The sequence below is a fragment of the Neisseria sp. P0009.S008 genome, from assembly GCF_051958615.1.
GTDB classification, from domain to species: domain Bacteria; phylum Pseudomonadota; class Gammaproteobacteria; order Burkholderiales; family Neisseriaceae; genus Neisseria; species Neisseria subflava.
Genome location: NZ_JBQCVG010000005.1, coordinates 59816 through 80100, shown reverse-complemented (window position 1 = coordinate 80100; position 20285 = coordinate 59816). Strand labels below are relative to the sequence as shown.

The window sequence follows — 20285 nt, the reverse complement described above, 5'->3', positions numbered from 1 at the left end:
CGGTAGTTTGCAAAAAATCTCGAAATTCGGACGTGGAAAGTTGAGATTTGAACAGATTTGGCAGGTACAATAGCCGCTGGTTTATCTTTCAAACCCGAAATGGCAGTCTGTTTTCAGACGGCCTGTTCAGGAAAATGAAATCATGAAATACAGAGATTTGCGAGAATTTATCGCCGGATTGGAAGCTGATGGCAAACTCAAGCGCATTCAGCATCCGGTGTCGCCGCATTTGGAAATGACCGAAATCGCCGACCGCGTGCTGCGTGCCGAAGGGCCGGCGTTGTTGTTTGAAAACCCGATTAAGCCCGACGGTACGCGCTATGATTATCCCGTGTTGGCAAACCTGTTCGGCACGCCCGAACGCGTGGCGATGGGCATGGGCGCGGACAGCGTGTCCAAGCTGCGCGAAATCGGGCAGACGCTGGCGTATTTGAAAGAACCCGAACCGCCCAAAGGCATCAAAGACGCGTTTTCCAAACTACCGCTGTTGAAAGACATTTGGAGCATGGCGCCGAACGTGGTGAAAAACGCGCCGTGTCAGGAAATTGTATGGGAGGGCGAAAACGTTGATTTATATAAACTTCCGATTCAACATTGCTGGCCGGAAGACGTCGCGCCGCTGGTAACGTGGGGCTTGACCGTAACGCGCGGCCCGCACAAAAAACGCCAAAATCTCGGCATTTACCGCCAACAATTAATCGGCAAAAACAAGCTGATTATGCGCTGGCTGTCGCATCGCGGCGGCGCACTGGATTATCAGGAGTTCTGCAAACTCAATCCCGATACGCCGTACCCCGTCGCCGTCGTGCTCGGCTGCGACCCCGCCACCATTTTGGGTGCGGTAACGCCTGTTCCCGATACCTTGAGCGAATACCAGTTTGCCGGACTGCTGCGCGGTTCGCGGACGGAGCTGGTGAAATGTATCGGCAGCGATTTGCAAGTGCCCGCCCGTGCAGAAATCGTGCTGGAAGGCGTTATTCATCCGAACGAAACCGCGTTGGAAGGCCCATACGGCGACCATACGGGCTATTACAACGAGCAGGACCATTTCCCTGTGTTCACTGTCGAACGCATCACCATGCGCGAAAATCCGATTTACCACTCCACCTACACGGGCAAACCGCCTGATGAACCCGCCGTTTTGGGCGTGGCGTTGAACGAAGTGTTCGTACCGCTCTTGCAAAAGCAGTTCCCCGAAATCACCGATTTCTACCTGCCGCCAGAAGGCTGCTCCTACCGCATGGCGGTGGTCAGCATGAAAAAACAATACGCCGGACACGCCAAGCGCGTGATGATGGGCTGCTGGTCGTTCCTGCGCCAGTTTATGTATACCAAATTCATCATCGTGGTCGATGATGATGTGAACGTACGCGATTGGAAAGAAGTCATCTGGGCGGTCACCACGCGCATGGACCCTGTACGCGATACTGTTTTGATGGAAAACACACCCATCGACTACCTCGACTTCGCCAGCCCCGTCAGCGGACTCGGTGGCAAAATGGGTTTGGATGCGACCAACAAGTGGCCGGGAGAAACCGACCGCGAATGGGGGCGTGTGATCAAAAAAGACCCTGCCGTTACAGCCAAAATCGATGAGATTTGGGAGAGTTTGGGTTTGTAGATGTCGGATTTATTGGAGTTTCTACTTCAAATATTGATGGAAATGATTGGGTCTATGTTTGAGGGTACGGTAGAAATATTGAGGCTCGATTGGAGAAAAAGAAAACTCTCCAAAAAAGGCTTAATAATGTTGGCGATATGGTTTGCCATCATTGTTGCACTGATTGTGTATATGGTCATTCCTCAGTAAACATCTTATTCTGACAATGTATCTGTTAAAAGGCCGTCTGAAACTTTTGGGGTTTCAGACGGCCTTTGATTTGAATACTTAGCGCGGTTTGAGCCACTTCCATTGTTCTTGTATGGTTTCTTGTAGGGCTTTTTGTTTTTCTGCAGGCGTGTTCATGCCATTGATCAAACGGCTGTAGTCGAGGGTAATGGAAGGGTTTTGTACGGTTCCGCCGATTTTTAGGGGAATCGGTTTGTTTTTGGGTTGCAGCACGTTGCTGATAAGCAGGTTTTCCGATAGCTTTTGGGTATTCAAATCGGTATAGCCGCTGCTGACAACGTGCAGGCTGTCGGAAAACAGTTCGGTGTTGATGTGATGGCTGATGCCTTTCTCGATTTCGCTATTGAGGGTGAAATGATGGAAAGGGGTTTTGAGGTTGCTGTTGTCGATTTTTTCCGAAGAAATGCCGTTTTTCAGAATGCTATCCATATCAATGCCGTGCCATGCGCCGTTGGTAATATCGAGGAACAGGCTGCCGTTTAGGGCTTGTATCATTTGGGCGCGGTCGTTACCGGTGGTTTTAATGTCGATAACGGCGTCGCCGCTGCCGCTGAAGCTGTGGAAACCGAACAGGTCTTGCAGCAGCGGCTGAATTTGTATGCCTTTTGCGTTTTGCTGAAGGTGGTAGGAAGCAGGTTGGGTCGCCGCAATACTCAGGCCGCCCTCGGTTTTGCCGCCATAAAGCCCGGCTTTGAAACGGTGCAGGGCGATATGTTCTTTATCGGCGGTAAGCAGGGATTCAATGTTTTCTAATTGCAGGCCGGCGGTTTGAATGCTGCCGATTTGGAGGTTGGCCTCAATGTCGGGCAACCAGGATTTGGCCAGCAGGGAAGGAAAGTTTAGTGATGGCTGGGTTTTCAGATCTTCCAAGTAAGGGGTCAGATTGAGTTTTTGTAAGGCGATACCGGCGTCAAGGTGCGGACGAGGTTGGGCATCGCGTTGGTATTTAAAGGCCAAGGCGAGGGCTTGTCTGTCAAATGCGCCTTTCAGACGGCCTTCCCATGTATTGAGGCTGAAATTGGCCTGTCCTTCAAGGGTGCTGATGAATCGGGGGCGGGGAAGGCGGTTGATGGTGTCTTGCAGGGTGCTGAGGTGCAGTTTGGGCGCATCGATGCCTTTGCCTTTTTGCCAAACCAATGGGCTGGAAAAGGTAAAGTTGGTTTGGAGGCGGTTGTCTTTATGGCTGCCTTTGAGTTCAAAATTGGCGGCGGTCAAAACGGTTGCGTAGAGGTTGGCTTTGTCCAGTTTGAATGAGCCGTCCCATTGGTTGTTTTCGCTGCCGGCGGTCAATGCGCCGTTGAGTGTATTAAGGTGTAAATAGCCGTTTTTGAATTGCAATAGAGGAGAACGTGCGTTGATATGCAAGTTTTGAAAGCCGCTTTCGGCTTGCAGATTGAAGTCGCGGAGTAGGGCGGTTTGGTTTTGCCAATTAAGGCTGCCTGCGATTTGGGCATCCAGCTTGTTTTTGAGTAATACGGTTTGCAGGTTCAGCTTAAGGGCGGGAACACTCCAACCGGCATTGTTGGGTACCAGATAGCCTGCACCCTGCCAACTGATGGGGTTGCCGATGTTTTGCAGTGTGCCGCTGATGTCGAAGGGATGGCCGTCTGAATCAGCTTGCTGCAGGGAAAATTGCAGATTGTTTAAGGCAATATTTTGCTCTTTAGTGTGATAACGGATGCTGCCGTTATTGATGATGATGCGGTTGAGCTGAAAACTTTCTTTTGACGATGGGTCTTGTTGCAGGCAGGTGGGCAGATGGTGTTTTGAGTCCAGTGTCAGTGCCGGGTTTAAAAGAATCCATTTCTCAAGAATGGGGGCATCCGACCATAGGCTGCTCCAGCCAAAGCCCATTTTTGACTCGGCGATGTTCAGCGTCGGCGTGTCAGGTTCGGAAGAGGAAAGGCTGAGGTCTTTTAAAATCAGCGTGGGGCGCGGCAGCCATTTTCTGCCGATAGTGGCGTTGTATTTGATTTGGCAGCCATGGGCGGAAAAGTTTTTTTGTATGAATGCGTCGATGTTTTCTGTGTTGAATATGCGGAACATTAGGGCACTCAATACTGCCGCGAGGCATAAAAGCGCGGTAATGCTGAAAACCAGGGTTTTCAGCCAAAATTTTCCTGAGTGCAACATGGAATGAACAGACAATTCAGATTCTCGCTTTGATGGGAGCTTTAAGGAATGATTGGGAGTTTAAGCCTTGCTGCTTAAGCGTGTGGAAGTATAACACAGAGTGAGCCTGGTTTCAGACGGCATGGGCATATGAATAAAAACACCGCCCAAAGGCGGTGTTGATTTTAAGCATAAATTATTTACGCAGACCCAGGCGGGTAATCAGTGAACGGTAAGTATCAGGCTGAGTACGGCGCAGGTAAGACAGCAGGCGACGACGTTGGCTAACCATTTTCAACAGGCCGCGACGGCTGTGGTGGTCTTTAGGGTTGGCTTTGAAGTGAGGAGTCAGGTCGTTGATGCGGAAAGTCAACAGAGCGACTTGTACTTCAGAAGAACCGGTATCGCCTTCTTTGCGTTGGAAATCTTTAACAATTTGTGCTTTTTGTTCTACGGTCAATGCCATGATGGATAACTCCGAAAATAAAAGAACCTTTTCAGGTTCGGACAAGTTTGCCAAGCCAAGCGACCTAAGCAAACTCCTAAGTGTCTTTTTATAAAGACGGGCGGATTATGCCACAATTTGTCTTTGTGTGCCACATCTTTTCAGACGGCCAAAAAAAGCGGCGATACCTTCCAGTACCGCCAAAGCTGCTTTGGTGATAAAACTAAACTTTATTTGCTTGCGCAGCGGAAGCCTAAGTTATTTAAAACATATTTGGATTGCAGGCTGGTACGGATGCCGTAGCGCAAGAAAGCCGCATAGTTGGATGGGTCGCTTGAGCCTACGGATGCGCCGCTACAGAACATTTGGGTGTTGGACGAGCCAGCTGAGAGTTGGCTGCTGTTGAAGTCTTCAGTCCATTCCCAAATCAGGCCGTGCATATCGTATACGCCCCAGTAGTTGGGTTTGTTTTTACCGATGTCATGCAGGCCGTTGCGGCCACCGTCTGCATACCAATCCAAGATGGTGCGGTTGTAGCCGGGTTCGGCAGAGCCGTCTTTTTGAGTGGCAGAGGCCAAGCCTGCAAATTCCCACTCGTCAATAGTCGGCAGGCGTTTACCTTTGGAAACACAGTAAGCATTCGCGGCGAACCATGAAACATTGGTTACCGGATGTTTGAGTTCGCTGGCTTTAGGAGCAAAACTGTTGCTGCCGTTCTTTACCCAATGTTTCAGGTAAGCTTTTTCAGCATGTCTGGAACTGATTTTGCCTTTTTGCCATTGCGGATGCGTGTTCACAAATTCGGCAAACTCAGCATTAGTCACCGGATATTTGTCAAGCTGGAAGGGTTTGACTTTAATAAGGGAAGTTTCTTTTTTGAGATAGAGAGGACGGTAGCTGCCTCCTTCGATTTTTACCATTTCGGCAGCAAATGTATTGCCGCAGATTAAGGCACTGCCTAAGAGGAGGAGTCGTATGAGTTTCATGGTACGCCCTTATTATCGATTGAAACAGAAAATTTATTTTTCAGATAGCCTAATCATAACAAGGCCGTCTGAAAAATCAATCTGTCTGATTTGAACAGGAAGATTAATCGTGATGGAAGCCACTGCTGCTCTAAAGAGTAGGGCAGCAGTGGCTTGGCGTATTAAACCGAGAGATTATTTAGCGGCTTCAGAAGCACCAGACGCAGCTGCTGGAGCAGAAGCGGCAGCACCGGCAGGTTGGTAAACGGTGTCGCTCAGTTTTTTGGTCATGATTTCAGGGTTTTCATCACCCTCAACTTTCAATTGACCCAAAGCACCTTTGTTGAACGCACGGAAGAGAGAGTGGTCAACCACAGTGTAGCTGCCTGGAACGTCGACTTTGAATTCGATCATGGCGGCGCCACCGGCAGGAATCAGGGTACTTTGTACGTTTTCGTTGATCAGTTTACCACCTTCAACATATACTTTGTCGAAGATTTCGCCGATAACGTGGAAAGAAGATACCAAGTTAGGACCACCGTTACCAACGTACATACGAACAGTTTCACCAGTTTTAGCTTTCAGAGCGTTGTCGCCGGCGATAGAGCCTACGTGACCGTTGAATACAACGTATTCAGGTTGTTCAGCAATCGCTTTATCCATATCGAAAGGCTGCAGGCCTTGAGCACCTTTTTTACCTTTAGTATAGAAGTCGCCTTGTACGATGTAGAACTCTTTGTCCACTTTAGGCAGACCTTCTTTAGGTTCAACCAAGATCAAACCGTACATACCGTTGGCGATGTGCATACCTACAGGAGCAACGGCACAGTGGTAGATGTACAAACCAGCTTGCAGTGCTTTGAAGCTGAAGGTAGAAGTGTGGCCTGGGGCAGTAAAGGTAGCTTCTGCACCACCGCCTGGGCCGGTTGCAGCGTGGAAGTCAACGTTATGAGGAACGGTAGAAGAAGGATTGTTAGAGAATTCAACTTCAACAGTATCGCCTTCACGTACACGGATCATTTGACCTGGAACGTCGCCGTTGAATGTCCAGTAGTGGTACTCAACACCGTCTTCCATGGTCATGGTTTTTTCAACGGTTTCCATTTTAACGCGTACTTTAGCCGGATGATCGCGATCAGTTGGAGGTGGAACTTCCGGAGCGTGAGTTACGATAGCATCGATTACAGGCAGTTCTGAAGAAGGAGTCTCGGCAGCAGCTTGTGAGTCGGAAGCAGCAGGAGCTTCAGCAGAAGCGGTAGCAGCTGGAGTTTCAGCAGGTTTAGCAGCTTGCTCGCCGCATGCGGCCAGTGCAAATACAGAAGCGATAAGTGCGGCTAAGGTTTGGCGTTTCATGTTTAAAGTTTCCTTATAGTAAGAAAAGTAAGAATCCTGATAGGATGGTTTGAAATTTTGTATGATTATGTAGGCGCTTGTTTGGTCATATTTTGATGTAAATCAAATTGTTCAGGGAATATGAATCTTTTAATCCCTAAATACTCCTTTAGAAGTATAAAAAAATACATCGAAAAGTTTATTTTTGTGTGAAAATGTTAGCGAAAACTTAACACAAATACGATAAAGGAGGGTTTGTATAGGAAAATGGGAATCAATATCATATAAGTTAATGGTTTTAAAGGAATATTATTGACAAAATATTTCTTTACTTATTAAACCGTGATACAATCTTTAACATTCATATTTGATGAATTAATACCACCCAACCACTTTTTACCAAAATTAAGGAGTACTTAAAATGGGACAGTACAAGAAGCTTTGGTACTTGCTGTTTGCCGTGCTGGCAGTATGCTTTACCATTCTTGGTTATATGGGTAGCGAAGTCTATAAAAAGGCTCCGCCATACCCTGAACAAGTCGTTTCTGCATCCGGCAAAGTCCTGATGACCAAAGACGATATTTTGGCAGGTCAATCTGCATGGCAAACTATCGGCGGTATGGAAGTCGGCTCTGTATTGGGGCACGGTGCATACCAAGCTCCGGACTGGACTGCCGACTGGCTGCACCGCGAGCTGGTTGCATGGTTGGATCTGACTGCGCAAGAAACTTACGGCAAAAAATTTGACGAAGTTTCTCCTGAAGAACAAGCTGTTCTGAAAACCCGTTTGGCTGACGAATACCGCAACCAAAGCCGTGTTAAGGAAGATGGTTCTGTCGTTGTCAGTGAAACTCGTGTGAAAGCGATCGAAAGCATCCTGCCTTACTACCACGGTGTGTACAGTGACGATCCTAAGTTCCAAACCACTCGCGAACACTTTGCAATGAAAAACAACACATTGCCAAGCCCAGAAGCGCGTGAAAAACTGTTCAACTTCTTCTTCTGGACTTCTTGGTCTGCTTCGACCAACCGTCCTGACGAGACTTTCACTTACACCAACAACTGGCCTCACGAGCCTTTGATCAACAATGTACCGACTACTGAAAACTACATGTGGTCTTTCACCAGCGTGGTATTGTTGCTGATGGGTATCGGCTTGTTGATGTGGGGTTACTCTTTCTTGACCAAGCATGAAGAGGTTGAAGTACCTACTGAAGATCCTATCTCTAAAGTACAACTGACTCCTTCTCAAAAAGCGTTGGGCAAATATGTATTCCTGACTGTTGCGCTGTTTGTCGTACAAGTACTGTTGGGTGGTTTGACCGCTCACTATACTGTCGAAGGTCAAGGCTTCTACGGTATCGATACTGCACTGGGCTTTGAAATGGCCGACTGGTTCCCATATGCGTTGACCCGTACTTGGCACATCCAATCCGCTATTTTCTGGATTGCAACCGGCTTCCTGACAGCAGGTCTGTTCTTAGCTCCGATTGTGAACGGCGGTAAAGATCCTAAATTCCAACGTGCCGGTGTGAACTTCCTATACATCGCCCTGTTCATCGTAGTTGGCGGTTCTTACGCAGGTAACTTCTTTGCTTTGACTCACATCATTCCACCTGAACTGAACTTCTGGTTTGGCCACCAAGGTTACGAATACTTGGATTTGGGTCGCTTCTGGCAACTTCTGCTGATGGTCGGCCTGCTGTTGTGGCTGTTCCTGATGCTGCGTTGTACTATCTCTGCCTTTAAAGAAAAAGGTACAGATAAAAACCTGTTGGCTATCTTCGTAGCTTCTATGGTCGGTGTGGGTGTGTTCTACGCTCCTGGCCTGTTCTACGGTGAGAAATCTCCAATCGCTGTGATGGAATACTGGCGTTGGTGGGTGGTTCACCTGTGGGTAGAAGGCTTCTTCGAAGTGTTCGCTACTGCCGCCTTCGCATTCATCTTCTACAACATGGGCTTTGTCCGCCGTAGTACTGCTACTGCTTCTACTCTGGCAGCTGCTGCAATCTTCATGTTGGGTGGTATTCCAGGTACATTGCACCACTTGTACTTCTCCGGCTCTACCTCTGCTTCTATGGCAATCGGTGCATGTTTCTCCGCTTTGGAAGTTGTACCTTTGGTTCTGCTGGGTCGAGAAGCTTACGAACACTGGTCTTACCAACACCTGTCCGACTGGGCGAAACGTCTGCGTTGGCCTCTGATGTGCTTCGTAGCAGTTGCCTTCTGGAACATGATCGGTGCCGGCGTATTCGGCTTCTTGATTAACCCGCCGATTTCCCTGTTCTACATCCAAGGTCTGAACACTACTGCAGTTCACGCTCACGCGGCTCTGTTCGGTGTGTATGGTTTCTTGGCTCTGGGCTTCGTATTGCTGGTTGCACGCTACCTGAAACCTAATGTTCAATTTGACGACAAACTGATGACTTGGGGTTTCTGGCTGCTGAACGGCGGTCTGGTGGGTATGATTGCCATCAGCCTGTTGCCGGTCGGCGTGATTCAAGCTTACGCTTCTATCACTCATGGTCTGTGGTATGCACGTAGCGAAGAGTTCCTGCAAATGGAAATCCTGGATACCCTGCGTTGGGTTCGTACCGCTGCTGACTTGATCTTCATCGGTGGTGCTGTCTGCGTTGCTATCCAAGCTACCAAAATTGTATTCAGCCGCGATAAATAATCTTAAGCTGAATTAAATCGAAGGCCGTCTGAAAAGTTTTCAGACGGCCTTTCTGTTATAATTTCAACATTCTTAAATTGACAAGACAAAACATTATGTTCAACCAAGCTGCTCAAGAGCTGACCACTGTTCGCGATTTATTGCGTTTCGCCGTCAGCCGTTTTAATGATGCCGGACTGTTTTTCGGACACGGAAGTGATAATGCCCATGACGAGGCGGCCTATCTGATTTTGCACACTTTGAACCTGCCTTTGGATACGTTGGAGCCTTATTTGGATGCCAAATTGTTGCAAAGTGAGAAGGAGGAAGTGTTGTCGATTATCGAACGTCGCGCAGTTGAGCATATTCCTGCCGCATATCTGACGCATCAGGCATGGCAGGGCGAGTTTGATTTTTATGTCGATGAGCGCGTTATTGTGCCTCGTTCTTTTATTTACGAATTGCTTGGTGATGGTATCCGTCCTTGGATTGAACATGATGAGTTGGTGCATCGAGCTTTAGATTTGTGTACCGGTAGCGGCTGTTTGGCCATTCAAATGGCGCATCACTATCCCGACGCACAAATCGATGCCGTTGATTTAAGCTTGGATGCGCTGGAAGTGGCCGCCATCAATATCGAAGATTATGGCTTGGAAGACCGCATCAGCTTGGTGCATACCGATTTGTTTGAAGGTTTGGATGAAACATACGACTTAATTGTTTCCAATCCTCCTTATGTCGACGCGGAATCTGTGGAAGCATTGCCTGATGAATACCTGCACGAGCCGGAATTGGCTTTGGGCAGTGGCGAAGATGGTTTGGACGCTACACGTCAAATCATTCTGCAAGCGGCGAAATATTTGAATCCGAAAGGTGTATTGCTGGTTGAAATCGGTCACAACCGTGAGGTATTGGAAGCGGCTTATCCTGAATTACCGTTTACTTGGTTGGAAACCAGCGGTGGAGATGGGTTTGTATTCTTGTTGACCCGCGAGCAATTACTGGGTGAAGAATAGTTTATTTTGATATAAATAAAACAAAGGCCGTCTGAAAAAGTTTCAGACGGCCTTTGTTTTATAAAAATTTTAATATTTTAAGAAAATACAAATGCCTATGGTATGCCGAATATGAAATCCAAGCAGGCTTTGAAACTATGGCTTATAATATTCGTCATAGTTTCTAATGTCAGTGAATTTTTATTGCTGACTTTTTGTAGAACATATACTGCCAAACTCCATATTATGAATAATTATTTAAAATCAGGCCTGTTGGCTGCTGCCTTGTTCAGTATGCCCGTTGCCGCCTTTGCCCAGCAACATACCGTTTATTTCAATCAAAACGGTAAACTGACGGCGACCATGCCTTCGGTTGCTTATGTCCGCCAATACAAGATTGAGGCAGGAAAGGCGCAGGTGCAGGATTTTTACTATCCATCGATGAAGAAATATTCTGATCCTTATGAAGTACCCGCCGGTCAGATTAAGGTTTTTGTGCCGGCGTTGGATAATGGTACGCTGACCCTGTGGCATTTCAACGGTCAGAAAAAGATGGTTGGCAGCTATCGCAACGGCAAACCGCATGGCGAATGGGTCAACTGGTATCCAAACGGCAAAAAATCTGCGGTAATGCCTTATCAAAATGGCCTGAGTGAGGGCGTGGGTTCCCGCTATTACCGAAATGGTGTGAAAGAAAGCGAAATCCAATTTAAGCACGATAAAGCCAATGGCCATTGGAAACAGTGGTATTCAGACGGCAGCCCGAAAACCGAAATGATGATGAGCAATGACAAACCGACGGAGATTATCAGTTGGGATGAAAATGGCCGCATCGTGTCTGAATTGAGTATTCGCAACGGTAAACGCAGCGGCATCATTTTGGATTGGTATGATGATGGTGCGAAGAAATCCGAGTTGGTTTATAAAGACGACCAGTTGGTGAAAAAAACTTTTTGGGATACGGACGGATACGTCCTTGAATAATTTTGATCATAAAAAACCGCAGGCTGAGCAGCTTGCGGTTTTTTATTACATACAGCCTTTGTTTTGACATAGGGTAAATAACGGAGCGCCGCTTTCACGGATTTTTTTGCCACCGTCCAAGTCGGTAAATTCCAAAATGGCAGCCGCTTCGATTACTTCGCCGCCCAGTTTTCGGATCAGCTCGACACCTGCCAGCATTGTGCCGCCGGTTGCCACTAAATCATCTACCAACAAAACGCGTGCGCCCGGCTTGATGGCGTCGGTATGGATTTCTACCGTTGCTTCGCCATATTCCAAAGCATAACTTTGAGAAACCGTATCAAACGGCAGTTTGCCTTTTTTGCGGATGGGGACAAAGCCGACATTCAGCTGATAGGCCAAAGCTGCACCAATGATGAAGCCACGCGCATCCAAGCCTGCCACGACATCAATTTTCTGCCCCATATAGCGGTAAACCAGTAAATCAACCAGCAGGCGGAAATATTCTGCGCTTTGCAAAACGGGAGTAATGTCATGAAACAAAATCCCTTTTTGCGGCCAGTTTTCAATTTTACGGATTTTGTCCGCCAAAGCCTCTACGCCTATTACTTCAGGATGAATCAACATCTCGACATTCCGAAATCAAAAAGTTTTTAACACGATATTGTAGCGGTCATATGCGGACTTGCCAAATTAATCGATACAATAGCCAAATTTTGCAACATGCCGTCTGAAATTCCGAGAAATATTGTGTTGTGTTATAATTTACAGATACATACCATCGGCTGAACCACCATGCAAAATCATAAAAAAGGCAATATTTACATCATTTCTGCCGCTTCCGGCACAGGTAAAACGACCTTGGTGTCGCGCCTGTTGAAAAATCATGACGATATCCGTGTTTCCATTTCTCATACTACACGCCAGCCGCGTGAAGGTGAGGCACATGGTGTGCATTATCACTTTGTTCCCAAAGAAGAATTTGAATCGCTGATTGAGCAAAGAGCCTTTTTGGAACACGCCAATGTGTTCGGCAATTATTACGGCACCAGCATTGCCGGCGTGAATTCGTTGAGCGAAGAGGGCTATGACGTAATTTTGGAAATTGATGTGCAAGGTGCGGCGCAAGTGCGTAAATCGTTGCCTGAAGCCAGCAGCATTTTTATTCTGCCGCCTTCCTTTGAAGTATTGGCGCAACGTTTGATCGGCCGTGGTACAGACAGCGAAGAAGTTATTCAAACACGCCTTTCAAAAGCCCGTCATGAGATTGAGCAATCCGTTTTGTTCGATTACGTCGTCGTGAATGACGATTTGGATCGTGCCGAAGCCGATTTGTTCCACATTATTAAAGCAGGCCGTCTGAAAAAATCCTCTCAACAGGGATTTATCTCAAACCTGTTGGAAAATTCGTAAAAAACAGCGAAAATAACCGTTTTATTTGAAACATAGAAAGAAAGCAAGCAAACATGGCCCGTATTACTACTGAAGATTGCACAGGTAAAATCCCTAACCACTTCGACCTTACACTTGTTGCCGCCCGTCGCGCACGCCAATTAGAAAACGGCAACACGCCTTTGGTTGACGACATCCGCAACAACAAACCAACCGTTACCGCCCTGCGCGAAATCGCAGCCGGACAAATCGGAACCGAGCTGCTGACCCGCAACAAATAAACCAACCGGCAAACCGATAAAACCGCCGCGCGGACTGTATCGGTGCGATATCACAACCGATACAGTCTGACGGCTTAAAAATAGCCATAAAAGGCCGTCTGAAAATGCCAGCCCCACTGCCTACCGCCCCCTATGATCCGTTGACAGCGGAAGCGCGCGAGCTTTTGTTTCGCACCGCATCCTATCTCAATACCAACGAGCAGGCCGAGCTTGAAAGAGCCGTTGCCTACGCTTTCCACGCCCATGACGGACAAACCCGTAAAAGCGGCGAACCCTACATCACCCATCCCCTTGCCGTTGCCACGCAGCTTGCGATTTGGCACATGGATGTTCAAGGCCTCTGCGCGGGCGTTATGCACGATGTATTGGAAGATACGGGTGTAACCAAAGTCGAAATGGCGGCAGAATTCGGCGATACCATTGCCGAAATGGTAGACGGCCTCTCTAAGCTGGAAAAGCTCAAATTTGAAGATCATGCCGAGCATCAGGCGGAAAGTTTCCGCAAACTTATCCTCGCCATGACTAAAGATGTGCGCGTCATCGTCGTCAAACTTGCCGACCGATTGCACAATATGCGCACCCTTGGCTCTATGCGTCCGGAAAAACGCCGCCGCATCGCCAAAGAAACCCTCGAAATCTATGCTCAAATCGCCAACCGCATTGGCCTGAACAATGCGTATCAAGAGCTTCAAGACTTATCGTTCCAAAATCTCCACCCAAGACGCTACGAAACCCTGAAAAAAGCCATGGACAACAGCCGCAAAAATCGCCGCGATGTTGTCGGCAAAGTGTTGCGTGCATTCGGTCAGCGTTTGGTCGGTGTCAATATTGAAGCCAAAATCAAAGGCCGCGAGAAAAACTTATACAGCATCCATCAAAAAATGCTGGCTAAAAAGCTGCGTTTTGCAGAAGTGATGGATATCTATGGCTTTCGGGTCATCGTAAACAACATTCCTGCCTGTTACGCCGCGTTGGGCGCATTGCATAATTTATACCACCCCAAGCCCGGCCGTTTCAAAGACTATATCGCCATTCCGAAAAGCAACGGTTATCAAAGCCTGCACACGACCTTGGTCGGCCCTTACGGTTTGCCGATCGAAGTGCAAATCCGTACGCGTGAAATGGACGCTGTGGCTGAGGGCGGTATTGCCGGCCATTGGATTTACAAATCCGGTGAAAACACTCCGGACCAAGCCGTCCTCCATATGAACCGATGGATGAAAAATATTCTTGACTTGCAAGCCAGCAGCTCAAATGCCATCGAGTTTCTGGAGCATGTCAAAGTCGATTTGTTCCCCAACGAAGTCTATATCGTTACCCCGAAAGGCGATATCCTTACCTTGCCTAAAGGTGCAACGCCGATTGACTTTGCCTATGCCGTTCACACCAATATCGGTCATAAAACCGTTGCCGCGCGTATCAATAACGTCATGATGCCGTTGCGCACCAAGCTGAAAACCGGCGATACGGTAGAAATCATTACTTCCGAGCACGCCAAGCCTAATGTAGCATGGCTGAACTTTGCCGTTTCCAGCCGTGCGCGCAGCGCCATCCGTCAATACATTAAAAATCTGAATCGTCACGATGCCGTTGTTTTGGGTGAAAACTTGCTGCAAAAAGCTTTATCCAGCCTGTTGCCTAAAGATATCCTGCTTTCAGACGACCTCAAAGAAAAATACCTTGCCGATTTGAATACCAAACAAACCTCGTTTGAAGAGGTCCTCTACAATGTCGGGATGGGGCATACTTTGCCGGTACACGTTGCCATGCACATTGCCGAGTTGGCAGGCCAACATTTTGGCAGTGCGGTCAAACTCAGTCCGATCAAAGTCAACGATCAGGAAACCGGCCGGATTCATTTTGCCGAATGTTGCCATCCGATTCCCGGCGATGCGATCCGCGCCTTATTGGTCAAAGACAAGGGTATGATTATCCACCGTGATACCTGTCAAACTTTGGTCAAAGCTGATCCGGAAGAGCAACTCGATGCGGGTTGGGACAGTTTGCGCAATCAAACGTACCGCACTATCCTCAACGTCAAATCCGAAGATGCGCATGGTTTGTTGGCTTCAATGGCGCAAGCGATTTCCAATTCCGGTGCGGATATCGAATCTGTCGATACGCCAACCAAAGCGCAAGCAGGAACGGAAGGTTTTGTAGAATTTAAATTCACAATTAAAGTCAAAGACTTGGATCAGGTTAATCAGATTATTCATGCAATGCATGCCAATCCGAATATCCGCAAAGTGATTCGAGGATGATCTCGTTATAAGCAAAGGCCGTCTGAAAGTGTTTTCAGACGGCCTTTTTGATGTTTACAAATAAAAGCTGTTGGCTTCTTTTTAAGAGGGTTTATGGCTTTTTTGTAATTGGATTGGGTTTAACTCAACCAAAAACGGAAAACCAAGAAGAAAACCAAGGCCAAAACGCCGGCCCAAACCAGCAACATGAATCCGGCTACTGCCTGACCCAAGCGGTAAACAGGATTTTTGCGTTCGTCTTCGAGTAGGGGATTAGGTGTATTGTGCGGTTTGTTGGACATGATGAAGCTCTGATTGAATTATTGAATAAAAGCGTAAGGGTACGCCGATAGAAGCAAAGATTCAAGTGGGAATGATTATTGATAGAAGTCTTCGTCTTCATTCCACGCGGTTTTTAAGGCCGTCTGAATGGTGTCGGCGCCAAAGCCGCGATAGGCAAGGAAACGCGCTTGTTTTTGTTTTTCTTTCAAATCTTGAGCTTCTTGCTTGAATTTTTTACGTAAGACGGAAATGGCGGTTTGCAGCTCGTCCTCCCTGTCGGGTAGGAACTCCCGACAGTCGTCTGCATCGATACCTTGTTGCGCCAAGGCTTGCTTGAGGCGGAGCGTGCCGTAACGGTTGCTCTTGCTGTGAATATAGGCTTCTGCATAACGCTGGTCGGATTGCCAATTCCGTTCGGTGAATTCGTCCAAAACCTTTTCCAATTCTTCTTCGCTTTCAGCGTGTGGAGCCAGTTTGCGTTTCAAGCTAACACGGCTGACTTCCTGACGGGAAAGAATATCCAAGGCGCGGACGCGTAAGGTTTTGGGAGGTTTCATGGGGATATGGAAGGGTAGGGATTTAACTACATTGAATTACATTTTTAGACGGCCTGATTAGGTGAAAGAACCGAAAAGGCCGTCTGAAAATAAAGCCGAATTATTCTTCGTCTTTGTTTTTTTGCGGTTGCAGATTTTCGTAGATTTCAGGCAGGGCGCGAATCAACAAATCAGGTTTGGTCGCTTTGTCTTGGGAGAGCAAGGTCATGTCGCCGTAGCCGAATGTTACGCCGACGCTGAAGCAACCGGCCGCTTTGGCGGCAATAATGTCATTTTTAGAGTCGCCCACCATCAGCATATTGGCAACGTCGATGCCCAAAACTTCGGCCGCATGTTGAAGCGGCAATGGGCTGGGTTTTTTCTCAGTCAGGCTGTCGCCGCCAAGAACCAGGCTGAAGTAGCCATCGAGATTAAGCTGTTTCAGCAACTCGGCAGCCAGAATTTCATTTTTGTTGGTAATGACAACCAATGGAATACCCAAGGACTTGAGCAGGCCGAGGCCGGCTTCGGTTTCAGGGTAGGGGCGGGTAAAGTCGCTCAAATGCTCGCGATAATATTTCATAAAGAACACAAAGCCTTTTTCCCAGATTTCAGGATCGGCTTCTTTTTCACGATCATTGGTAATGACGCGATGAACCAACTTGCTGATGCCGTCGCCGACATAACTTTCAACCGTTTGGGTGGGTAAAACAGGTAAACCCAAGTGCGCACACATGGCTTGGGCTGCTGCGGCCAAATCGGGAACGGAATCACATAAGGTACCGTCCAAATCAAAGGCAACGGCTTGGACGTGTTCTAAAGCAGCAGTGGTCATTGAGTAGCTTTCTGTCATATTATTTAAGCGGTTATTTTAACATTGTTTGCCTGATTTGCCGATGTTTTGCCGATTCTTTAAAAAGATGTTTGTTTAAATTGTTAACAATTTTTGCTGGTGTAAGGCTGTCAGCCTATTGGGAATGTGAAAGGGATTTTGTCAACAAAAAGGGTGGTTTGGTAGGTATTAAAAAACAAAGGGTTTGTGTGTTTTTTTGAATGGTTTGATAAGCATTTATACTAGGCCGTCTGAAAATTTTTTGGTTGGTGTGCCGATATTTTCAGACGACCTCAAACTAAATTCATATATAAATGAATAGATTCGCTTTTTATCGACTACACGCTATTACATTTTTGTCCGTTTTTGTATATAGTAACGTGTATGGCTCTCGTCTAATCATATGTATGAAAAGGAAAAATACATGTCCGCATCTGCTGTAAAAGAAACGCTGAATCCGTTTGAAATTGCGCAAAAACAAGTGAAAACTGCCTGCGACCGTCTGAATGCCGACCCAGCAGTATTTGAAATCTTGAAAAAGCCGCAACGTGTTTTGGAAGTCAACTTCCCTGTCAAACTCGATAACGGTACAGTAGAAAACTTCACCGGCTACCGTTCACAACACAATAATGCCGTCGGCCCTTACAAAGGCGGCGTGCGTTTCCATCCTAATGTGAATATGGACGAGGTTAAAGCCCTGTCTATCTGGATGACCATCAAATGCTGCGTGGCCGGTATTCCTTACGGCGGCGGTAAAGGCGGTATTACTTTGGATCCGCGTAACTATTCCGAAGCGGAATTGGAACGCATCGCCCGTGCTTATTCCGAAGCTATTTCTCCGCTGATCGGCGAGAAAATCGATATTCCTGCCCCTGATGTGAACACCAACGGCAAAATCATGTCTTGGATGGTTGATGCCTATGAAAACGTAGTGAAACATTCTGCACCGGGCGTGTTCACCGGCAAACCGGTTGAGTTTGGCGGCTCCTTGGCGCGTACCGAAGCCACCGGTTACGGCGTAAACTTCGCCGCCGTCCAAGCTTTGGAAAAACTGGGCAAAGACGTGAAGGGTGCCACTTACGCCATTCAAGGTTTCGGTAACGTGGGCTACCACACCGGTTACTATGCACACAAAGCCGGTGCGAAAATCGTTGCCGTATCTACTGTTGACGTTGCCATCTACAACGAAAACGGCTTGGATATGGAAGCAATCATCAAAGAATTCCAAGAAAAAGGTTTCATCACCAACGAAGCCGGCTACGGCAAAGAAATCAGCAACGCCGAACTTTTGGCTCTGGACGTGGACGTACTCGCCCCTTGCGCGCTGGAAAACCAACTGACTTCTGAAAACGCCGGTAAAGTCCGCGCGAAAATCGTGGTTGAAGGCGCAAACGGCCCGACCACTCCAGAAGCCGACGTTATCCTGCGTCAAAACGGCGTACTGGTTGTTCCTGATATTTTGGCAAACTGCGGCGGCGTGGTGGTATCCTATTTTGAATGGGTACAAAACCTGCAAGGCTACTACTGGGAGTTTGACGAAGTTCAAGAGAAAGAAACCGTTGTCCTGCGCCGTGCGTTCCGCGATATTTGGAACTTGGCTCAAGAATACGATGTCGACCTGCGTACCGCTTCCTACATGATGAGTATCCGTCGTGTTGAAAAAGCAATGAAACTGCGCGGCTGGTATTAATCGTTTGACCGATAGCTAAGAGTAGGCCGTCTGAAACCTGTTTTCAGACGGCCTTAATGTTTTTGATAAGCGCCTTTACAAATTTTTATCCACCTTGATTCCATTTCATTCAAACTCAGCTATAATCCCCTTTTTTGACCTTTCCGGAAAAGACATAATCATGAACAAAACTTTCAAATTCAGCGCATTGGCTTTGTCTGCTTTGTTGGCACTGACTGCTTGCAACCAAAAAGACACTGCCGCTAAAGACGCCCCTGCTGCTTCCGCAGCTTCAAATGCGACTGCAGATGCTTCTGCCATCGGCTCTACTGCCCAACAAGCCAGCTACGCAATGGGTGTGGACATCGGCCGTTCATTGAAACAAATGAAAGACCAAGGTACGGAAATCGATTTGAAAGTTTTCACCGAAGCCATGGAAGCCATGTTTGAAGGTAAAGAAGTCAAAATGACTGAAGCCCAAGCTCAGGAAGTGATGATGAAATTCCTGCAAGAGCAACAAGAAAAAGCCACTGCCAAACGTGCTGAAGATGCCAAAGTAAACTTGGAAAAAGGCGAAGCGTTCTTGAAAGAAAACGCGACTAAAGAAGGCGTGAAAACCAGCGCTTCCGGTCTGCAATACAAAATCATCAAAGAAGGCGAAGGCAAAAAACCGACTAAAGACGACATCGTTACCGTTGAATACGAAGGCCGTCTGATTGATGGTACTGTATTTGACAGCAGCAAAAACAGCGGCGAACCTGTAAGCTTCCCTGTAAGCCAAGTGATTCCAGGTTGGACTGAAGGTATCCAGCTCTTGAAAGAAGGCGGCGAAGCAACATTCTACATCCCTGCCAAATTGGCATATCGTGAAGTTGGTGCTGGCGATAAAATCGGCCCGAACGCTACTTTGGTATTCGACGTGAAACTGGTTAAAGTCGGCGCGCCTGATGCCGCTGCACAACAACCTGTACAAGTTGACGTACAAAAAGTTCAATAATCCGAATCAAGGCTTACGCCCTTAAACAACGGATAAAAGGCCGTCTGAAAAATTCCGTTTCAGACGGCCTTTGTTCCAAACAAGCAAGGAATTATGATGAAAAATATCGTCATCCTTATTTCCGGACGCGGCAGCAATATGCAGGCGATTGTGAATGCCGATATTCCTGATGCTAACATTGCAGCCGTATTGAGCAACAGCGAGACCGCAGCCGGATTGGCATGGGCGGCAGAACGCGGTATTGCCACCGACAGTTTGAACCATAAAAACTTCGACTCGCGTCTGGCATTTGATCAGGCCATGATGGAAAAAATCGATACCTATCAGCCGGATTTGGTTGTGTTGGCGGGCTTTATGCGCATTTTGACCCCGGAATTCTGCGCCCATTATGAAAACCGCCTGATAAACATCCATCCGTCCATCCTGCCTTCCTTTACCGGTTTGCACACCCACGAACGCGCATTGGAAGCAGGTTGCCGAGTGGCAGGCTGCACCATCCATTTCGTGACGCCCGAGCTGGATTGCGGCCCGATTATTTCTCAAGGCATTGTTCCTATTTTGGACGGTGATACCGCTGATGACGTTGCCGCACGCGTGCTGACGGTTGAACACCAGCTTTTTCCGCAAGCCGTTGCCGACTTTGTTGCAGGTCGTCTGAAAATCGAAGGCAACCGCGTTTTGAATGCACAACGCAATGCCGCCGGTCAAAGCCTGTTGGCTTAATTAAAATACCATACAC

18 protein-coding genes are annotated in these 20285 nt (G+C 47.6%); 10 read left to right on the top strand and 8 right to left on the bottom strand.

All coding sequences use genetic code 11. The features are described from left to right. The first annotated feature begins 142 nt into the window (after positions 1–142). On the top strand, positions 143–1621 hold the full coding sequence (gene ubiD, locus ACTHSQ_RS05390) for a 4-hydroxy-3-polyprenylbenzoate decarboxylase (protein WP_440371425.1): 1479 nt from the start codon (positions 143–145) through the stop codon (positions 1619–1621). Between the two features lie 267 nt (positions 1622–1888). On the opposite strand, the gene ACTHSQ_RS05385 is transcribed toward ubiD, so the two are convergent. From ACTHSQ_RS05385 to nirK, 4 genes are all read right to left on the bottom strand, one after another. Continuing rightward, a complete protein-coding gene (locus ACTHSQ_RS05385; protein ID WP_440371457.1) occupies positions 1889–3982 on the bottom strand; it encodes an AsmA family protein in 2094 nt (697 codons plus the stop codon). A 175-nt stretch (positions 3983–4157) separates the two neighbouring features. After that, positions 4158–4427 carry a 30S ribosomal protein S15 gene (rpsO, locus tag ACTHSQ_RS05380; protein ID WP_036491726.1) on the bottom strand — a complete coding sequence of 90 codons (270 nt, stop codon included), beginning with the start codon at positions 4425–4427 and terminating at the stop codon, positions 4158–4160. A gap of 209 nt (positions 4428–4636) precedes the next feature. Beyond that, positions 4637–5392: a formylglycine-generating enzyme family protein gene (locus ACTHSQ_RS05375; protein WP_070631376.1), complete on the bottom strand. Its 756-nt coding sequence runs from the start codon at positions 5390–5392 to the stop codon at positions 4637–4639. Positions 5393–5566: 174 nt separating this feature from the next. Then, complete coding sequence (gene nirK / locus ACTHSQ_RS05370) at positions 5567–6724, bottom strand: copper-containing nitrite reductase (protein ID WP_440371426.1); 1158 nt, start codon at positions 6722–6724, stop codon at positions 5567–5569. A 400-nt stretch (positions 6725–7124) separates the two neighbouring features. Here nirK and ACTHSQ_RS05365 point away from each other — a divergent pair, with 400 nt between their 5' ends. The 3 genes from ACTHSQ_RS05365 to ACTHSQ_RS05355 all read left to right on the top strand — a co-directional run bounded on the left by ACTHSQ_RS05365 (position 7125) and on the right by ACTHSQ_RS05355 (position 11338). Beyond that, positions 7125–9380 (top strand): nitric-oxide reductase large subunit, encoded by a 2256-nt coding sequence (locus ACTHSQ_RS05365; RefSeq protein ID WP_003686065.1) that lies wholly within the window; start codon positions 7125–7127, stop codon positions 9378–9380. Positions 9381–9475: 95 nt separating this feature from the next. Continuing rightward, complete coding sequence (gene prmB / locus ACTHSQ_RS05360) at positions 9476–10375, top strand: 50S ribosomal protein L3 N(5)-glutamine methyltransferase (RefSeq protein WP_063076008.1); 900 nt, start codon at positions 9476–9478, stop codon at positions 10373–10375. Between the two features lie 225 nt (positions 10376–10600). Then, positions 10601–11338 carry a toxin-antitoxin system YwqK family antitoxin gene (locus ACTHSQ_RS05355; protein WP_003686026.1) on the top strand — a complete coding sequence of 246 codons (738 nt, stop codon included), beginning with the start codon at positions 10601–10603 and terminating at the stop codon, positions 11336–11338. A 45-nt stretch (positions 11339–11383) separates the two neighbouring features. Here the strand turns inward: ACTHSQ_RS05355 and ACTHSQ_RS05350 are convergent, their stop codons facing one another. Further along, on the bottom strand, positions 11384–11944 hold the full coding sequence (locus ACTHSQ_RS05350; RefSeq protein ID WP_440371427.1) for an adenine phosphoribosyltransferase: 561 nt from the start codon (positions 11942–11944) through the stop codon (positions 11384–11386). A 168-nt stretch (positions 11945–12112) separates the two neighbouring features. On the opposite strand from ACTHSQ_RS05350, the gene gmk reads away from it, so the two are divergent. The 3 genes from gmk to ACTHSQ_RS05335 all read left to right on the top strand — a co-directional run bounded on the left by gmk (position 12113) and on the right by ACTHSQ_RS05335 (position 15251). Next, positions 12113–12730 carry a guanylate kinase gene (gene gmk / locus ACTHSQ_RS05345; RefSeq protein WP_003686079.1) on the top strand — a complete coding sequence of 206 codons (618 nt, stop codon included), beginning with the start codon at positions 12113–12115 and terminating at the stop codon, positions 12728–12730. 53 nt (positions 12731–12783) lie between these two features. Beyond that, a complete protein-coding gene (gene rpoZ / locus ACTHSQ_RS05340) occupies positions 12784–12990 on the top strand; it encodes a DNA-directed RNA polymerase subunit omega (protein WP_003682294.1) in 207 nt (68 codons plus the stop codon). A 104-nt stretch (positions 12991–13094) separates the two neighbouring features. After that, complete coding sequence (locus ACTHSQ_RS05335; protein WP_300481995.1) at positions 13095–15251, top strand: RelA/SpoT family protein; 2157 nt, start codon at positions 13095–13097, stop codon at positions 15249–15251. 119 nt (positions 15252–15370) lie between these two features. Here ACTHSQ_RS05335 and ACTHSQ_RS05330 read toward each other — a convergent pair whose 3' ends face one another. The 3 genes from ACTHSQ_RS05330 to ACTHSQ_RS05320 all read right to left on the bottom strand — a co-directional run bounded on the left by ACTHSQ_RS05330 (position 15371) and on the right by ACTHSQ_RS05320 (position 16883). Continuing rightward, positions 15371–15532 carry a hypothetical protein gene (locus ACTHSQ_RS05330; RefSeq protein WP_440371428.1) on the bottom strand — a complete coding sequence of 54 codons (162 nt, stop codon included), beginning with the start codon at positions 15530–15532 and terminating at the stop codon, positions 15371–15373. 75 nt (positions 15533–15607) lie between these two features. After that, positions 15608–16069 carry a recombination regulator RecX gene (gene recX / locus ACTHSQ_RS05325; RefSeq protein WP_440371429.1) on the bottom strand — a complete coding sequence of 154 codons (462 nt, stop codon included), beginning with the start codon at positions 16067–16069 and terminating at the stop codon, positions 15608–15610. A 100-nt stretch (positions 16070–16169) separates the two neighbouring features. Continuing rightward, positions 16170–16883, bottom strand: coding sequence for a phosphoglycolate phosphatase (locus ACTHSQ_RS05320; protein WP_063067945.1), 714 nt, complete (start codon positions 16881–16883; stop codon positions 16170–16172). Between the two features lie 421 nt (positions 16884–17304). Here ACTHSQ_RS05320 and ACTHSQ_RS05315 point away from each other — a divergent pair, with 421 nt between their 5' ends. The 3 genes from ACTHSQ_RS05315 to purN all read left to right on the top strand — a co-directional run bounded on the left by ACTHSQ_RS05315 (position 17305) and on the right by purN (position 20269). Continuing rightward, positions 17305–18570, top strand: coding sequence for a Glu/Leu/Phe/Val family dehydrogenase (locus ACTHSQ_RS05315; RefSeq protein ID WP_188209172.1), 1266 nt, complete (start codon positions 17305–17307; stop codon positions 18568–18570). A gap of 160 nt (positions 18571–18730) precedes the next feature. Then, complete coding sequence (locus tag ACTHSQ_RS05310) at positions 18731–19546, top strand: FKBP-type peptidyl-prolyl cis-trans isomerase (protein ID WP_003686120.1); 816 nt, start codon at positions 18731–18733, stop codon at positions 19544–19546. 96 nt (positions 19547–19642) lie between these two features. After that, positions 19643–20269 carry a phosphoribosylglycinamide formyltransferase gene (gene purN, locus ACTHSQ_RS05305; protein ID WP_440371458.1) on the top strand — a complete coding sequence of 209 codons (627 nt, stop codon included), beginning with the start codon at positions 19643–19645 and terminating at the stop codon, positions 20267–20269. The last annotated feature ends 16 nt before the right edge of the window (positions 20270–20285 follow it).

Excerpts from the sequence above, each read along its gene's own strand:
- ubiD (WP_440371425.1), top strand. The coding sequence starts at position 143 with ATGAAATACAGAGATTTGCGAGAATTTATCGCCGGATTGGAAGCTGAT.
- ACTHSQ_RS05385 (WP_440371457.1), bottom strand. The coding sequence starts at position 3,982 with ATGTTGCACTCAGGAAAATTTTGGCTGAAAACCCTGGTTTTCAGCATT.
- rpsO (WP_036491726.1), bottom strand. The coding sequence starts at position 4,427 with ATGGCATTGACCGTAGAACAAAAAGCACAAATTGTTAAAGATTTCCAA.
- ACTHSQ_RS05375 (WP_070631376.1), bottom strand. The coding sequence starts at position 5,392 with ATGAAACTCATACGACTCCTCCTCTTAGGCAGTGCCTTAATCTGCGGC.
- nirK (WP_440371426.1), bottom strand. The coding sequence starts at position 6,724 with ATGAAACGCCAAACCTTAGCCGCACTTATCGCTTCTGTATTTGCACTG.
- ACTHSQ_RS05365 (WP_003686065.1), top strand. The coding sequence starts at position 7,125 with ATGGGACAGTACAAGAAGCTTTGGTACTTGCTGTTTGCCGTGCTGGCA.
- prmB (WP_063076008.1), top strand. The coding sequence starts at position 9,476 with ATGTTCAACCAAGCTGCTCAAGAGCTGACCACTGTTCGCGATTTATTG.
- ACTHSQ_RS05355 (WP_003686026.1), top strand. The coding sequence starts at position 10,601 with ATGAATAATTATTTAAAATCAGGCCTGTTGGCTGCTGCCTTGTTCAGT.
- ACTHSQ_RS05350 (WP_440371427.1), bottom strand. The coding sequence starts at position 11,944 with ATGTTGATTCATCCTGAAGTAATAGGCGTAGAGGCTTTGGCGGACAAA.
- gmk (WP_003686079.1), top strand. The coding sequence starts at position 12,113 with ATGCAAAATCATAAAAAAGGCAATATTTACATCATTTCTGCCGCTTCC.
- rpoZ (WP_003682294.1), top strand. The coding sequence starts at position 12,784 with ATGGCCCGTATTACTACTGAAGATTGCACAGGTAAAATCCCTAACCAC.
- ACTHSQ_RS05335 (WP_300481995.1), top strand. The coding sequence starts at position 13,095 with ATGCCAGCCCCACTGCCTACCGCCCCCTATGATCCGTTGACAGCGGAA.
- ACTHSQ_RS05330 (WP_440371428.1), bottom strand. The coding sequence starts at position 15,532 with ATGTCCAACAAACCGCACAATACACCTAATCCCCTACTCGAAGACGAA.
- recX (WP_440371429.1), bottom strand. The coding sequence starts at position 16,069 with ATGAAACCTCCCAAAACCTTACGCGTCCGCGCCTTGGATATTCTTTCC.
- ACTHSQ_RS05320 (WP_063067945.1), bottom strand. The coding sequence starts at position 16,883 with ATGACCACTGCTGCTTTAGAACACGTCCAAGCCGTTGCCTTTGATTTG.
- ACTHSQ_RS05315 (WP_188209172.1), top strand. The coding sequence starts at position 17,305 with ATGTCCGCATCTGCTGTAAAAGAAACGCTGAATCCGTTTGAAATTGCG.
- ACTHSQ_RS05310 (WP_003686120.1), top strand. The coding sequence starts at position 18,731 with ATGAACAAAACTTTCAAATTCAGCGCATTGGCTTTGTCTGCTTTGTTG.
- purN (WP_440371458.1), top strand. The coding sequence starts at position 19,643 with ATGAAAAATATCGTCATCCTTATTTCCGGACGCGGCAGCAATATGCAG.